The 14739-nt window shown below is 64.5% G+C and carries 19 protein-coding genes; 8 read left to right on the forward strand and 11 right to left on the reverse strand.

Annotated elements, in window-relative coordinates:
- Positions 1-39: 39 nt before the first annotated feature.
- The 7 genes from HJA_RS08555 to ftsE form a co-directional block, all read right to left on the reverse strand.
- The gene (locus HJA_RS08555) at positions 40-603 is read right to left on the reverse strand and encodes an HNH endonuclease (protein WP_035581024.1); all 564 of its coding nucleotides are present in this window, start codon (positions 601-603) and stop codon (positions 40-42) included.
- 141 nt (positions 604-744) lie between these two features.
- Entirely contained in the window at positions 745-1386 is a 642-nt protein-coding gene (locus tag HJA_RS08560) for a DNA-3-methyladenine glycosylase family protein (RefSeq protein WP_035581029.1), read from the reverse strand.
- Positions 1383-2405 (reverse strand): DUF2125 domain-containing protein, encoded by a 1023-nt coding sequence (locus HJA_RS08565; RefSeq protein WP_035581031.1) that lies wholly within the window; start codon positions 2403-2405, stop codon positions 1383-1385. Before HJA_RS08565 ends, HJA_RS08560 begins: the two co-directional genes overlap by 4 nt.
- Before the next feature lie 13 nt (positions 2406-2418).
- The gene (locus HJA_RS08570) at positions 2419-3165 is read right to left on the reverse strand and encodes a lysophospholipid acyltransferase family protein (protein WP_035581034.1); all 747 of its coding nucleotides are present in this window, start codon (positions 3163-3165) and stop codon (positions 2419-2421) included.
- Positions 3166-3193: 28 nt separating this feature from the next.
- Positions 3194-3784, reverse strand: coding sequence for a YdcF family protein (locus HJA_RS08575; protein ID WP_155839906.1), 591 nt, complete (start codon positions 3782-3784; stop codon positions 3194-3196).
- On the reverse strand, positions 3781-4650 hold the full coding sequence (locus HJA_RS08580; protein WP_035581037.1) for a cell division protein FtsX: 870 nt from the start codon (positions 4648-4650) through the stop codon (positions 3781-3783). The genes HJA_RS08575 and HJA_RS08580 overlap by 4 nt, the downstream gene beginning before the upstream one ends.
- Positions 4650-5405, reverse strand: a complete 756-nt coding sequence (gene ftsE / locus HJA_RS08585) for a cell division ATP-binding protein FtsE (RefSeq protein ID WP_051597573.1) — start codon at positions 5403-5405, stop codon at positions 4650-4652. Before ftsE ends, HJA_RS08580 begins: the two co-directional genes overlap by 1 nt.
- Before the next feature lie 62 nt (positions 5406-5467).
- Here ftsE and HJA_RS08590 point away from each other — a divergent pair, with 62 nt between their 5' ends.
- Positions 5468-6205 (forward strand): MJ0042-type zinc finger domain-containing protein, encoded by a 738-nt coding sequence (locus HJA_RS08590; RefSeq protein ID WP_035581041.1) that lies wholly within the window; start codon positions 5468-5470, stop codon positions 6203-6205.
- Complete coding sequence (locus HJA_RS08595; RefSeq protein WP_035581044.1) at positions 6202-6732, forward strand: phosphoribosyltransferase; 531 nt, start codon at positions 6202-6204, stop codon at positions 6730-6732. Before HJA_RS08590 ends, HJA_RS08595 begins: the two co-directional genes overlap by 4 nt.
- 21 nt (positions 6733-6753) lie before the next feature.
- On the opposite strand, the gene HJA_RS08600 is transcribed toward HJA_RS08595, so the two are convergent.
- Positions 6754-7740, reverse strand: a complete 987-nt coding sequence (locus HJA_RS08600; protein WP_035581047.1) for a 2-hydroxyacid dehydrogenase — start codon at positions 7738-7740, stop codon at positions 6754-6756.
- 140 nt (positions 7741-7880) lie between these two features.
- On the opposite strand from HJA_RS08600, the gene HJA_RS08605 reads away from it, so the two are divergent.
- The 5 genes from HJA_RS08605 to HJA_RS08625 all read left to right on the forward strand — a co-directional run bounded on the left by HJA_RS08605 (position 7881) and on the right by HJA_RS08625 (position 11106).
- Complete coding sequence (locus HJA_RS08605) at positions 7881-8384, forward strand: SH3 domain-containing protein (RefSeq protein WP_035581050.1); 504 nt, start codon at positions 7881-7883, stop codon at positions 8382-8384.
- Positions 8385-8466: 82 nt separating this feature from the next.
- The gene (gene fabA / locus HJA_RS08610) at positions 8467-9003 is read left to right on the forward strand and encodes a bifunctional 3-hydroxydecanoyl-ACP dehydratase/trans-2-decenoyl-ACP isomerase (RefSeq protein ID WP_035581053.1); all 537 of its coding nucleotides are present in this window, start codon (positions 8467-8469) and stop codon (positions 9001-9003) included.
- Positions 9004-9076: 73 nt separating this feature from the next.
- Positions 9077-9892, forward strand: coding sequence for an enoyl-ACP reductase FabI (locus tag HJA_RS08615; protein ID WP_035581056.1), 816 nt, complete (start codon positions 9077-9079; stop codon positions 9890-9892).
- A 235-nt stretch (positions 9893-10127) separates the two neighbouring features.
- Positions 10128-10385, forward strand: a complete 258-nt coding sequence (locus tag HJA_RS08620; RefSeq protein WP_035581059.1) for a YjhX family toxin — start codon at positions 10128-10130, stop codon at positions 10383-10385.
- A gap of 40 nt (positions 10386-10425) precedes the next feature.
- Positions 10426-11106 carry a nitroreductase family protein gene (locus HJA_RS08625; RefSeq protein ID WP_035581062.1) on the forward strand — a complete coding sequence of 227 codons (681 nt, stop codon included), beginning with the start codon at positions 10426-10428 and terminating at the stop codon, positions 11104-11106.
- Between the two features lie 3 nt (positions 11107-11109).
- Here HJA_RS08625 and HJA_RS08630 read toward each other — a convergent pair whose 3' ends face one another.
- Positions 11110-11940: a CAP domain-containing protein gene (locus HJA_RS08630; protein WP_162177045.1), complete on the reverse strand. Its 831-nt coding sequence runs from the start codon at positions 11938-11940 to the stop codon at positions 11110-11112.
- A 71-nt stretch (positions 11941-12011) separates the two neighbouring features.
- On the reverse strand, positions 12012-12698 hold the full coding sequence (udk, locus tag HJA_RS08635; RefSeq protein ID WP_035581068.1) for a uridine kinase: 687 nt from the start codon (positions 12696-12698) through the stop codon (positions 12012-12014).
- A gap of 130 nt (positions 12699-12828) precedes the next feature.
- On the opposite strand from udk, the gene HJA_RS08640 reads away from it, so the two are divergent.
- Positions 12829-14223, forward strand: coding sequence for a pyridoxal phosphate-dependent decarboxylase family protein (locus HJA_RS08640; protein ID WP_035581071.1), 1395 nt, complete (start codon positions 12829-12831; stop codon positions 14221-14223).
- Here HJA_RS08640 and HJA_RS08645 read toward each other — a convergent pair.
- The gene (locus HJA_RS08645) at positions 14220-14711 is read right to left on the reverse strand and encodes an SRPBCC domain-containing protein (protein WP_035581074.1); all 492 of its coding nucleotides are present in this window, start codon (positions 14709-14711) and stop codon (positions 14220-14222) included. The two genes, HJA_RS08640 and HJA_RS08645, sit on opposite strands and share 4 nt — an antisense overlap.
- Between the last annotated feature and the right edge of the window lie 28 nt (positions 14712-14739).

A 14739-nucleotide genomic window follows, 5' to 3' on the forward strand; every position in this document is an offset into this window, starting at 1 on the left:
GGTGCGAATATGTAACAAATACAGTGGCCTGATGGTTAATCAGCCTTCCAGCTCAACATCCCAGTAGAGATAGTCCATCCACGTCTCATGCAGATGGTTGGGCGGGAAGCGGCGGCCGGTTTCCTGCAGCTGGTAATTGTTGGGCCGGAAGGGCCGGCGCAGCAAGTGCATATCCGTCTGGTTCAGCAGCTTGTTGCCCTTGCGCAGATTACAGGGCGAACAGGCAGCAACGATATTGTCCCAGGTCGTGCGCCCGCCCTTGGAGCGCGGCACCACATGGTCAAACGTCAGCTGGTCATGCGCGCCGCAATAGGCGCACTGGAAACCGTCGCGCAGGAACACGTTGAAACGGGTAAAGGCCGGTGGGCGGTCCTGACGAACGAAATCGCGCAGGGCGATGACGCTCGGCAGGCGGAATTCCGTGCTCGGAGAGCGGATCACATGGTCGTATTCTGCAATAATATCGACACGATCGAGGAAAACCGCCTTCACGACTTCCTGCCAGGGCCACAGCGATAGCGGATAATAGGAAAGCGGCCTGTAATCGGCATTCAGAACCAGTGCGGGCCGCCCGTGCGGCGGCGCCGAAAGTATCTCAGCCATGGTGACCCCCCATGCGACAGAGACTGGAAACCTGTTGATTGAACCGACTGAAAGCGCACGCTCCTCTTCGTTTCGCCCAAACGTCTAGGCGATTCTTATCAAGAGAATATGACAGGAACCGCGTTTTGCAACGCTTTCCGGTCAGGCGGGCGGAATCCCGGCTTTCGCCCGCTCGGCATTCACCCAGCCCCAGAGGAGGTGCGCCGCAACGCCCCGGTGCGGGCGCCAGCGCTCTGCATGTTCGGTAAACGCCTTGTTTGCCATGCGCATCTCATAGCCGCCAAGCCGCCTGTGCGCCTCCATCAGGGCGGCATCGCCATGCGGGAAGGCGTCCATCTTCCCGGCGGCGTAGAGGAGGTAAAGGTCCGCCGTCCACGGACCAATCCCCTTCACGGCCAGCAATTCGGCGCGCGCCTCGCCCACCTCTGCCGCCTGCACACGGGAGAGGTCCAGCGCGCCATCCGCGATCGCCGCCGCGATCGTATTCATGTGGGACAGTTTCGGCCGGGAGAGCCCGCAGGCGCGCAGCGCGTCCTGATCGCAGGTGAGGACGCGCTCGGGCGTCACCTCTCCCAGAAAATCCGTCACCCGGCCCCAGATCGCATCTGCCGCGCGGGTGGAGACGAGCTGGTAGACCACCGTCCGCGCGAGCAATTCATAGCTCGCATCATGCGTCCGCCAGTCCGGGACGCCGACAATATCGTAGGCGCGGCCGAGCGCCGGGTCGATGTCTGACAAAGCCTCGCAGGCGGCCTTGATGGCTTTCCGGGATGGCGCAGTCACGACCGGTTGCCGGGCAGCTTGCCCAGCGGCACAGGCCCGACAAACACCGTGTCATCAATCACCGGCAGCGTCAGGAAGCCGCCATCGCGCGAGGCTGGCGCCAGCGTGCCGAAGACGATCTGCTCCTGCTGGCTCCAGTGACCGCTGTCGATCATGGCCTGTTTCAGGTCATCGGCATTTTCGATCCGCACCTTGAACGCCCCGTTGGAGCGGCCATTCGCCAGTGTCAAATTCGCCTGTGCGCCAAGGTCCAGCGGCCCCCAGTCCAGCAGCAGCTGAGCGACTTCCACTTCGCCGCCATCATCCAGAAGCGCTGGCCAGACACCGCCCACCTGGCGCCCTGCCGCTTCATAGGCCGGGAAGAAGCCGCGCACTTCCCCGATCAGGCGGGATGGCCCAAGCTCCGTACCCAGATAAGGCGCAGCGGCAGGCGCGGCATCGAGGGAGAGCTTCTCCCACTGGATTGCCACCATGAGATCATCCGGGCTTTCCGGGCGCGGGGCAAAATTCATCGACAGATTGGTCAGGTCATAAAGCTGCCCGCCCAGCAGCGCCTGTGCCTCGCCCGACTGGAAGCCGAGCCGGTTCAGCCCTGCCTTGTTCCAGGACAGGCTGAAGGCGGCCTTGCCGTCGAAATCGATGCTGTTGCGGATGCCATCCGCACCCGTGATGACATGATGGCCCGGCATGCGGCCGATCATGTGAGTGAGGTTCCAGGCCTGCATCGCGAACTGGACCTTGTCGCCTTCCCAGGACGCCTCCCCCGGCGCGCCGGAATAAGCGGGCGTATCGAACGTCAGTTCGAAGCGGAACGGGTATCCGCCCATTTCCCGGCTGGCATAGGTGAACGCGGCGCCCCTGGCCTCCTGGTCGGCGATCCATTCGTCGACAGCCTGATCGATCCGGCTGCTTGCCAGGTGCCACCAGGCCGACCAGCCACCGATGGCCAGCAGGAGCAGGACAAAAGGCAGGAACAGGCCGAGGCGCGACCGTTTCTTCGGTGTGGAGGCAGATGCCATCTTCGGAATTCCTTTATGCGGCCGGCAATTCGCGGCCCTGAACGGCGAGGCCTTCCTTCACCAGCGCATCGGTCGCCGGTTCCAGTTCGCCCTGCAGTCTTGCCATCATGTCCTTGCGCGGAAGGCCACCCGGTATTGGCGGCAGGATCTGGTAGACGATCTTGCCCGGCCGCCGCATGAAGCCCCGGCCCGGCCAGCAGAGACCGGCATTGGTTGCCACCGGCACGATCGGCGCTTCAATCGCCTTGGCCAGCGCAGAGATCCCGGCGGCATGATATTCCGGCGGCGCGCCCGGCGCCTTGCGGGTGCCTTCCGGGAAGATCACGATCTGGCGGTAATTCTCGGCCCGCTTCTTCGCTTCGCCCACCATGGCCTTCAGCGTTTTCGTCGTGCCCGCCCGGTCAATCGGGATCATGGCCGCTTTTAGCGCATACCAGCCGAGGAAGGGATACCAGAGCAGTTCCTTCTTCATGATGATGGCGGGGTCGCGCATCACGAGGAAGGGTATGAAGACGTCATACATGCACTGGTGCTTGCCCGCATAGATCACAGGGCCTTCCGGCATGTGTTCACGTCCGCGGATCTCCGTGCTGATCCCGCAGATCAGGCGCAGGCCAAGGCGAATGACGCGCGCATAGGTGCGGATGCCGAAGATCGTCGCCCAGCGCGGCAGAAGGAGGGCTGGCAGGAAGATGATGCCGAGGATGGCCATCCAGAGATACAGCCAGACCACGAACAGGAGAGAAGTGAAAACTCGCATGACCGCTGGCTTAGCCAATCGCGCGCGATCATTCCAGCGTCGTTACCCGCCACTTCGCCCATTCGAGGAAGACGCCCTTCAGAGACCTGTAATCGGTGAAGAGATGCGAGGGGTCGATCACCGTGCGCACGGGCCACGGCTCCAGCGTCAGATCTGGCATCGCGTCCTGCAGGACCAGCACACTGCGCGCCATGTGATAGTCCGACGTGACCACGATCAGGTCATGGTATCCGTTCTCATAGGCCCAGGCGGCGGTCTCGTCGGCATTGCCCAGCGTCGTCTCCGCCGCGTGGCCAATCGTGACACAGCAGGCCCAGACATCCGGGTCACCACCCGCCAGTTCGATCAGCTCTTCCATCGTCACATCCGGATGGACACCCGAGATCAGGAGGTGTCCGCCCCTGCCCTGCGAGACGAGCTTCACGCCTTCGGCAATGCGCAGGCCGGAACCGCCTGTCAGGGCCACGATGGCATCGCCCTTCACGGCCGGGTCCGGCTTCATGTTTGCCGCACGCTGGGCAAACAGAAGAAAGTCGATGGCCAACAAGCCCAGCACGAACACGACCAGCATCGTGCCGAACCGGGCCGCGCTTCGCCGGGGGTGGCTGCCTCTGCTCACATCATGCTCTTGAGCGCGCGGATCACCGTGACCCGCGCCGCGATGCGCGCGGCCAGGCCGGCAATCACCGGGGTCAGGACGAGGACGACGAGGTCCAGATAGTCGAGGCTGAGTTCCGGCAGGAGGCCCGCATGCCCGCCATGCGCCTTGGCTGCAAAAATTGCCGCCGCCGCAGCGCCGAGCGCCAGCAAGGCGCCCACTGCCCCTGCCCTGAGGCCGAGGACCCAGAAGCGCCGCTCGAACAGGCTGGCAATGAACCGGTCGCGCGCACCGGACAGGTGCAGCACATCGACAATATCCCGCCGCGCCAGCAGCGCGGCATGAGTTGCAAAGGCAATCACGGCGACGGCGGTGGAGGCCAGCAAGGCCACAGCCGTCAGGGCGATAAGGCGGGTAATCGCCAGCACACGGCGCACATCGCCGGCCCAGTCGGCATGCTCGTCCACGGCGCTGTCATAGCCCGCCTCGGTCAGCACGCGCTGCAGGGCCGGTCCCATGTCGGCCACGCCCGGATCCGCCGTCACAGCGACCAGCTGCGGCAGGGGCAGGCTGTCCGGAAGGCCGCGATTGCCGAAATTGGGCTCCAGCAGCTCGTCGATCTCTTCCTTCGACAAGAGGTGCGCCGAGGTCACGCCGTCCGTCTTCTCGATCAGCTTGCGGGCGTCCTCCGCCGCGCGCCGGTCGACATCCTGAAGCGTGACGGTCAATTCGCCCTCCACTTCCGCCGTCCAGGCCCGGGCGGCGCCATAGGTGGACTTGGCCGAGAGGGCCGCCAGCGCGGCCAGGAAGCAGAGCGCGGCCACAACGAAGAACAGCGCCGCTTCGCGCGCGTCTTCGACCGGCAGGAGGGGCGTTTCACGAGCCATCAGTCTGCCGCCTTTGCCGGGTCTGTCCGCCGGCGCCCGGCGGAGTCCTCGCCGAATTCGACATCGCGCACCAGAAGGCCATTGTTCAGCCGGTACACCGGCGCCTCCACCTGCCGGACGAGCCCCAGATCGTGCGTTGCGATGATCACCGTCGTGCCGCGGCGCTTGTTCAGCTCCAGGAAGAGGCGCATCAGGCGCGAGCCCATTTCCGGGTCGACGTTCCCGGTCGGCTCGTCGGCAATCAGGATGTCTGGTTGGGTGACGACCGCCCGGGCGATGGCCACCCGCTGCTGTTCCCCGCCCGACAGGGTCGGCGGTTTTGCGTGCAACCGCTTGCCAAGGCCGACCCAGGCGAGCAGCTCTTCCACATCGCCCCGATAATCCGAATCCTTGCGGCCAACCACGCGCAGCGGCAGGGCGACATTCTCATAGGCGGAGAGATGCTCCAGCAGGCGGAATTCCTGGAAAACGACGCCGACCCGGCGGCGCATCGCCGACAGCTGGTCCCGGGCCAGGCGCCCGGTCGGGCGGCCAAACAGCGAGACCTCCCCGCGTGTCGGCTTCAACGCTAGGTATAACAGCTTGAGAAGACTGGATTTCCCGGCGCCGGATGCTCCTGTCAGGAAGGTGAAAGATCCCTGTTTCAGGCTGAGATCAATACCGCTAAGAACGTCATCCGAAGTGTCGTAGCGTAACGACACGTTATCCAGACGCACAGCAATATCGTCAAAAGGGTCGAGTCTCGAAAGGGTCATCGGCTCCATCGATTGGCTCGGATGGCTGGATTATTGGGGCGAATTGCGGGAAAGACCAAGGCATGATCCTCACCTGCCCGAATTGTGAGACACAGTATTTCGCCGATGACTCAACAATCGGTGAAAGCGGCCGCACTGTGAAGTGCGCGGCCTGCGGGCATTCATGGTTCGTTGCCCCGCCGGGGCTGGAGATGGACCCGGCCCGGGCGAACCCGGCAGCCGCCCATGAAATATATCGCGAACGGGTGCGCGAACAGCGCCGCCGCAAGAGCCGGACCGTCGCCCTCCTCTCCTGGATCGGCACGGCTGTCCTGTTCTTTGCCCTCGGCGTCGCGGCCATCATGTTCCGCAATGATGTGGTGAAAGTGTTCCCGCGCGCGGCTGCCGCCTACAAGATGGCCGGCTTCACGGTGAACCGGTTCGGCATCGAATTCGCTGATATTGAGCGCTCGCGGACCTTTAACGACACGATTCCGGTCGTGACCGTCTCCGGACGAGCCGTCAATGTGGCCCGCTCCACCGTCGATACGCCGCTGGTGAAGGTCGACCTGAAAGACGAGCGCGGCCGTACCGTCGCCACCCGCTTTGGCGCCATCCAGCCTGCGCAGCTGGCCGCAGGCAGCGAGGGCAGTTTCCAGGTCGTGCTGGAACAGGCGCCGATGGAAAGTTTCCAGGTGGAACTGTCCCTCGTCGACCGGGGTGACGCCCCGCCGGATGCGCTGGCAGCCCCTGCCCCGGCAGCAGACGCCGCCCTGCCTGAAGCGGCAGACGAAATACCCGCCGGGGAAGACACCGAATGAGCCAAGACCAGAAGATCGAAGTCATCGTGCCGGAAGACCAGCTGATGGCCCGGATCGATGAGCTGGCCGACCGGCTGGCCCCGCGGCTGACCGGCGACTGGACGGTCGTCTCCATCCTGATCGGCGCGACGCCCTTCACGTCTGACCTGATGAAGGCGCTTGCCCGGCGCGGCGTCCACCCAATGCTGGATGTGATCTGGCTGGAGAGCTATCGCGATGCCCGCGAAAGCTCCGGCCGCGTGGTCGTGCGGGCAGACCTGTCGCGGCAGGTGAAGGATCGCGGCGTGCTGTTGCTGGACGATGTGTTCGATACCGGCCGCACGCTGGATTTCGCCAAGCATCATCTGCTCGCCAAAGGCGCGAAGGAAGTCATCACCTGCACGCTGACGCAAAAGCCGTGGGCCCCGCGCGGCGAAAAAGGCGTCGATTTCTGCGCCTTCGATTCGCCGGGCCGCTACCTCGTCGGCTACGGCATGGACGATGCCGGCAAATACCGCGGCCTGCCCTATATCGGCGCGCTGGACTGATCAGCCCCCCGACTATTACCGCTACAGGATCGCAGGGATGACGCGGTCTGGCGGGCGGTGGCCGTCGGCGAAGGTCTTGATGTTGATGATGACCTTTTCGCCCATTTCGGTACGGCCCTCGATCGTGGCCGAGCCCATGTGCGGCAGCAGCAGCACGTTCGGCAGGCCGATCAGCTCTTCATTCACCGCCGGTTCGCGTTCGAACACGTCGAGCCCTGCCCCGGCGAGCTTGCCGGCCTTGATGGCGCGGGCGAGCGCCGCTTCGTCGATCACCTCGCCGCGGGCCGTGTTCACGATGAAGGCTTCCGGCTTCATCAGCTCCAGGCGGCGGGCATTCATCAGGTGGAACGTGGCCGGTGTGTGCGGGCAGTTGATGGACACGATGTCCATCCGGGCCAGCATCTGGTCGAGGCTGTCCCAATAGGTCGCTTCCAGCTGTTCCTCGATCCGCGCGCCGACCGGCTTGCGGTTGTGATAGTGGATCTGCAGGCCGAAGGAGCGGGCCCGGCGGGCCACGGCCTGGCCGATGCGGCCCATGCCGATGATTCCGAGGCGCTTGCCTGCCAGACGCCGGCCGAGCATCCAGGTCGGCGTCCAGCCATCGAAGCCGCCGCCATCCATGATCTGCGCGCCTTCATGCAGGCGGCGCGGCACGGCCAGGATCAGCGCCATGGCGACATCTGCCGTGTCATCGGTCAGCACGCCCGGCGTGTTGGTGACGGTGATGCCGCGCTGAACGGCGCTCTGCACGTCGATATTGTCCACCCCCGCGCCGAACTGGGCGATGAGGCGCAGCTGGTCACCCGCACGGGCCAGCAGACGGCCATCGATATGGTCTGTCACGGTGGGCACCAGCACGTCGGCGGTCTGCATCGCCTCGGCCAGTTCTTCCTGCGTGAAGGGGTGATCGTCCTCATTGAGGCGGGCGTCGAACAATTCCTTCATCCGCAATTCCACCGCAGCAGGCAGTTTGCGGGTGACGACGATCTTCAGCTTCCTGGTCGGCATGAGCACCCTTTGTATCTTTTATAATCGACTCTGCGGAGGCCTTAGCAAAGCCCTGCCGGAACGCCAATGGCGAAGATTTTACGGCTAATTCACCAGAGCGTGGAATCTTGTCGCAGATTTCGCATTGGAAACCGTTGCACATGAAGTGGGCACCCATCCTGATCTCGGCCGTCTTGCTGATTGGCGGCACCGCCATGGCGCAGGCACCGGAGCTGGTGCGCGTGTCGCGATTCTCGGGCAAACCGGTCCCCCGTTTCGAAACGCTGAAATTTGCCATGGTCAACGGCCGTGCCGGCCCGTCCAAGGACCACCCCGTGCTGTGGGAATACCAGCGCAAGGGCCTGCCCCTGCTGGTGATCAAGGAAAGCGAGAACTGGCGGCGCGTGCGCGACCCCTCCGGCACGGAGGTCTGGGTCCATGCCCGGATGCTGGAAGAAGGCCACAAGGCCTATGTCCAGACGCCGACCGTGCTGCGCCAGGACCCGATGGAAGGCGCTGAGCCCGTGGCCGACCTTGGCCGCGGCGTGCTGGTCGATCTCGGCGCCTGTTCGCGCGGCTGGTGCCGGGTCCAGGCACAGGATTACCGGGGCTATGCGCCCCAGCCTTCCCTGTGGGGCGCCGACACGGGCGAAGCCGGTCTCTGACCCAAAACAGCGCCTCATGAGTTGACATTCCGGGCGGTCCGGTGCCTTCAGGACCGGTTACTGACGCTAAGGAAAACTACGCATGTCCGGACCGCACGACTTTCACAAGCCCCAATCCTCCTATTCCAAGGAAGACCTGCTCGAATCCGGCAAGGGCGGCTATTTTGGTCCCGGCAACGCCCAGCTTCCGGCCCCGCCGATGCTGATGATGGACCGGATTACCGAGATCACCATGGATGGCGGCCAGTTCGGCAAGGGCCATGTCGTTGCTGAACTCGACATCACGCCGGACCTCTGGTTCTTCGAATGCCACTTCCCGGGCGACCCCGTCATGCCGGGCTGCCTTGGCCTCGATGCGATGTGGCAGATCGTCGGCTACTGGCTCGGCTGGTCGGGCAGCCCCGGCAAGGGCCGCGCCCTCGGCGTGGGCGACGTCCGCTTCACCGGCGAGATCACGCCGGACAAGAAGCTGGTTCGCTACGAGATCGACATGAAGCGCGTGCGCCGCGGCAAGCTCGTCCTCGGCATTGCCGACGGCCGCGTCTATGTCGACGGCGAGCATGTCTACACGGCCACCGACATGCGCGTCGGCCTGAAGAACATGGACCAGCCGGCCTGATCCAGCGTGCTTGACGGGGGCCAGCCGCCCCCCTAGCCGTTTTCTTCAAGAACAAGCAGGAAGGATTCGCGCCATGGCTGATGACTGGACCCCGCCCGAAGGCACCCTGATGAAGGGCAAGCGCGGCATCGTGATGGGTGTTGCCAACCAGAACTCCATCGCCTGGGGCATCGCCCAGCAGCTGGCCGCCCAGGGCGCCGAGATTGCGTTCACTTATCAGGGCGAGAATCTGGAACGCCGCGTGCGGCCGCTGGTCGAATCCATCGGCATGGACTTCATGATCCCGGCCGACGTGACCGACGATGCCTCGATGGATGCCGCCTTCGCCTCCGTGAAGGAGAAATGGGGCAAGATCGATTTCCTCGTCCACTCCATCGCCTTTGCCGGCAAGGATGAACTGGTCGGCTCCATGGTCGAGAACACATCCCGCGAAGGCTTCCGCCGCGCGATGGACATCTCCGTCTATTCCTTCATCGACAGCGCCCGCCGCGCCGCAGAGATCATGCCGGATGGCGGCGCGATGATCTGCATGACCTATCTCGGCGCCGAACGCACCGTACCGTCCTACAACGTGATGGGCGTCGCCAAGGCCGCCCTCGAAGCCTCCACCCGCTATGCGGCACGCGACCTCGGCACGCAGGGCATCCGCGTCAACGCGATCAGCGCCGGCGCCATGCGCACGCTGTCGCTGGCCGGTATTCGCGGCGGCAAGAGCCTGATGGGCACGGGCCGCGACTGGTCCCTCCTCAAGGAAGACACACGCATGTCCGGCGTCGCCGGCTGCGCGCTCTACCTCCTGTCAGACCTCGGCCACTCCATCGCGGGCGAAGTGATCCACGTCGATGCCGGCTTCCACGCCGTCGGCGTGCCGGAGCTTCCGGAGGAATAATCCCCTCTCAGAAGACTTGACCCGTGTGAGCCGCTTCCCCAGATAAGCGGCTCAACGGAGTGTTTATGTCCAATTCCATGTCTGAGTCCCGGTAAGGGGCCTGCCGTTTGAGGCGCTGAGGGTCAGCGTCAGGCAGGCCGGCGAGAACGATGCCGCTGGCACTTGATGCCAGTGAACGTTTTTGCGCGCCGTCATATCTCCGGAGTGCGGCGCCCGACTTCGGACCACCAACAAAATGGACATCTCACGCGCAGAACAGCGCATCCTCCACCTGCTCGCACAGGGCGGGCATATCGACATCATCCGCAACGAGCACAACAAGCCGGAAGAACTGCATTGCTTCACCCGCGATGGCTGGCGCTATCCGGGCCTGAGCCTCCGCCTCTTCCGCAAGCTGAAGCGCAAACGCGCCATCGCCTCGCAGGGCGGCAAGCCCTACCGCATTACGCGGCGCGGGCTGGAGCTCGTCCGGGCGGAATTCGATAACCGGTAAGTGATGTTGCCCGGTCAGGTGTGCATGGTATCGGTGAGGCATGAAAACCTCGCCAGAGACCCATGTGCCCCTGACCGGCTATGCCGACGTTCCTGAAGACCAGATGCTGGCCCGCGCCCTCGCCTTCCATGACCGGATGGCGCGCCGCCGCTCTGTCCGTCAGTTCTCTGACAAGCCTGTCCCCCGCGAGATCATCGAGGCCTGCGTGCGCACCGCCGGCTCCGCCCCGTCCGGCGCGAACCATCAGCCCTGGTATTTCGCCTGCGTCGGCAGCGCAGACAAGAAGCGCGAGATCCGCGAAGCGGCCGAGGTCGAGGAGCGCGAATTCTATGCCGGCCGTGCGGGCGAAGAGTGGCTGGATGCCCTCGCCCCGATCGGGACCGATGCAGACAAGCCCTATATGGAAACCGCGCCCTGGCTGATCTGTATCTTCGCCCAGCGCCGCGGCGGCTTACGTGAAGGCGAAGACCGGAAAAACTACTACATCCACGAAAGCGTCGGCATTGCGACGGGTCTCCTGATCGCGGCCTGCCATGAGGCCGGCCTTGCCACGCTGGTCCACACACCGAACCCGATGAAGTTCCTGAACGGCATCTGCGGCCGTCCGGAGACGGAGAAGCCTTTTCTCATCCTCGTCGCGGGCCACCCGGCAAAAGAGGCAATGGTGCCGAAACACGCCCTGATCAAAAAGCCGCTGGATGAAATCGCCGGGTTTCTCTGACGCCTAACGCCCCACTGTCACGGCCGGGCCCGGCAGGCGGATGATGTAGTACATGCCCGGCTTCTCGCCGCGCGTCTTACCATAGGCCGTCAGCTCTATATCGCCCGACAGCGCTTTCGGGATGGCGCCGTTGATGACCGTGTAGCGATTGTCGGGAAGCTTGGCGTCGAAATGCTGGAAGCTCCACCCGCTCAAGGTCGGCGTCATGTTCAGGCGCTGGCCCGGCTGCATGCGCACCGGCAGCGGCGCCGGCAGCGAACCGGACAGCTCCACAAAGACCTGCGTCACCCACACGCCAGACTCCGTCCGCACAACGCCCATCGCGACATCGGTAATGTCCGGATTGAGAATATTGGCGCGGTGGCCGGGACTGTCCATCAGATTGCCGTGCAGGCGCTCAACGGCATTGCGGTTCAGGTTCCACCGTCCACCGATCACCTCCACCATGGCAACATTTTCGGCGCTGTACTCGACCAGCGCGCTGCGGTCGAAAGCGGCGACGCGCTCGAAATGGTGGCGCCCGTCCGGGCTCTCATGGCCGAAGAATTTATTGTAGGCCATGTCGAGACTCTGGAACCGCGCCGCATCCAGCAATTCCGGCCGGTAGCGCAACGGCTTCAGGCCGCGCGACGTGCGCTCCTCATTCACCCGGACAAGGAAATCGGCCTCCATCGCCGGATCGGCGGTGAAGCCGGCCGGCCAGCGCCGCAGGCAGGGTTGCACGGTCTCGACATAGTCGGCCACGGTCACGCCGCGATGGTGCACATCCATATTGCAGGCCGCCGCAGGCAGGGCCGCAAACAGGAAACCGGACAAACGAAACAGCGCGCGCATCTTCATGGCCTGCACAGTCTACCGCGCCGAACATGAACAGAATAGTTACGGGAACAGACGCCCCGAACGCGTCAGATCACGCCCGCCGTCTGCAGGCGGGCCAGCACAGGCGCCAGCATCCGCTCCAGCGCTTCGCCCGTTGGCCGTACATTGCCATAGGCCGGCAGGCCCTCATCGGCGATCACGAGGTCTGCCTCGAACTTCGCCGGATGGGTCCAGCGGTAATGCGCCGCGCGCACGGTGCCGAGATATTGCTGCAGCACGCTTTCCACGTCGCGCCCGCGCTCCACCACGTCCCGCCGGATCCGGCGCGCCAGGCGCAAATCGTCCGGCGTGTCGACATAGACTGACAGGTCGATCAGCGACCGGATCTTGGGCATGGAGAGCGCATGGATGCCTTCCAGGATGAGCACCGGCGCCGGCTCGATCCGGCGCGTCCTGGTGCTGCGGTCATGCCGGTCATAGTCATAGATCGGCTGGTCGATCCCCTGCCCCGATTTCAATGCGCGCAGGTCTTTCACCAGATGGTCCACCTCTTTGGAGGCCGGGGCATCATAGTTGATCGTCGCGATCAGGGCGTTCCGCTCTTCCTCATTGGCCGGGTCGCCGTAGAAGCTCATCGGGTGATAATAGGCATCCTCCCCGAACATCACGGCCTGGCCGTCCGGCAAATGGTCGAGCAGCGCCTCGGCCAGGGTGGACTTGCCGGATCCGGACCCGCCGGACATCGCGATGAGGAAGGCTTTGCGCTTGGTCATGCACTGGCTTTTGCGGCAATTACCCTTGCGCTTCAACGGGGAAACCGCCGCAGACCTGCGCAGGGCGCGACATTTTCCGGCTGGCCCTGCCCGGCCACGGGCGTAAGACAGCGGGGCAAGGAGTGATGACATGACTGACCCGCTCGACCGTGCCCGGTTCCACGCCCGGCAATGGCTGGACGCTCTCTCCACCTGCCCCGCCGGAGCGCAGGCAAGCGCGGCAGAGCTGCGCGCAGCCTTTGAGGCGCCGCTCCCTGAAACCGGCCGCGACGCCGCCGCGATCATCGACGATCTGGCTGCAAAGGCGACGCCGGGCCTCAATGCCAATGCCAGCGGACGCTTCTTCGCCTGGGTCATGGCCGGGTCCCTCCCCTCCGCCACGGCAGCGGACTGGCTGGTCTCTGCCTGGGACCAGAATGTCGGCCTGTTCTCCGTCGCCCCGGCCGCCGCCATGATCGAGGAGGTCACCGGCGAATGGCTGAAAGACCTGTTCGACCTGCCGCGCGAGGCCTCCTTCGCCTTCACGACGGGATGCCAGATGGCACATGTCACGGCGCTCGCCGCGGCGCGTCACCGCGTGCTTGCCAATGCCGGCTGGAATGCAGAAGAAGACGGCCTGTTCGGCGCGCCCGCAATCCGCGTGCTGACCAGCCGCAACCGACATGGCTCCATCGATTCGGCTGCGCGCTATCTGGGCATCGGCCAGTCGAACATTGTGGACGTCGACACCGGCCCGATGGGCGACATGCTGCTGGACGATCTGGAGCGCAAGCTCTCCCATTATGACGGGCCGATCATTCTCTGCCTCAATGCAGCGGACCTGAATGTCGGCACGTTTGACGATTTCGCGAAGCTGATTCCGGTGGCGCAGGCCGCGGGCGCCTGGGTGCATGTCGATGGGGCGTTCGGCCTGTTCGCCCGGGTGAGCGAGCGGCTGCGCCCACTGACCGAAGGAATTGACCTCGCCGACAGTTGGGCGACCGACGGACACAAATGGCTGAACGTGCCTTATGATTGCGGCATCGCCTTCGTGCGCGACGCGGAGGCCCACCGCGCGGCCATGGCGCTCGGCGCCGCCTACCTCTCGCCCAGCCGGGAGGCACGCGACCCGAATGACTGGAACCTTGAACTCTCCCGCCGCGCCCGGGCCATCCCGGTCTATGCGGCCCTGCAGGAACTGGGGCGTCAGGGCGTAGCCGACATGATCGACCGGTGCTGCGATCATTGCCGCGCGCTGGTTTCCGGCATCGGCGCCTTGCCCGGCGCGCGGCCGCTGAACGACCCGGTGCTGAACCAGGGCCTCGTCCGCTTTGAGCGGGACGCTGCCAGCAAGGAAGAAAATGACGCCTTCACCGACGAGGTCATCGCACGCGTGAATGCCAGCGGCGAAGCCTTCTTCTCCCCCACCATTTGGAACGGCCAACGCGCCATGCGCATCAGCGTCGTCAGCTGGCGGACAAATGAGGAAGATGTGGCGCGGACGATTGCCGCAGTGAAGCAGGCGCTGTCAGACGCAGACGCTTAGCAAGGCTGCGCACCGGCTTCAGAATAGATGATGCTGGCGCTGGGCATACGCTCCACCAGAAGGGCGAGCCGGTCGAGTGTGGCTTCGAACTGACGGGTCAGCCATTCGGCATCGAGGCCGGGCGGTGTGTCGCGCGCGACAAGACGCAGGCAGGTGCCTTCGGGCACGTCTTCCAGGCTCCAGATGATGCGTATCGCACCGGCAAAGCCACGCACAGGGGAGTCCAGTTCCACGATCTGAACGATCTGCTGGTCACGGACAATATCGACAAACCGGCCATTGATGGCCTGAACCGGACATTCGCCTGAAGAGCCGAAACTGACACGGAAGCGGCCACCGGGGCGCAGATCGAAGGTTTCGATGCAGATCTGCTCGCCCTCCGGCAACAGCCAGGTCCGGACCCGATCAAGGTCCGTCATCGCGCCATAGAGGGTGTCTTCAGGCGCAAAGACAATACGGGAGGCTTCATGAGTGTTGCAGGCAGGCATGGTTACGGCTCGTCAGTTCTTGTTGCTG

It is taken from the genome of Hyphomonas jannaschiana VP2, from assembly GCF_000685215.1.
Classification (GTDB): Bacteria; Pseudomonadota; Alphaproteobacteria; order Caulobacterales; family Hyphomonadaceae; genus Hyphomonas; species Hyphomonas jannaschiana.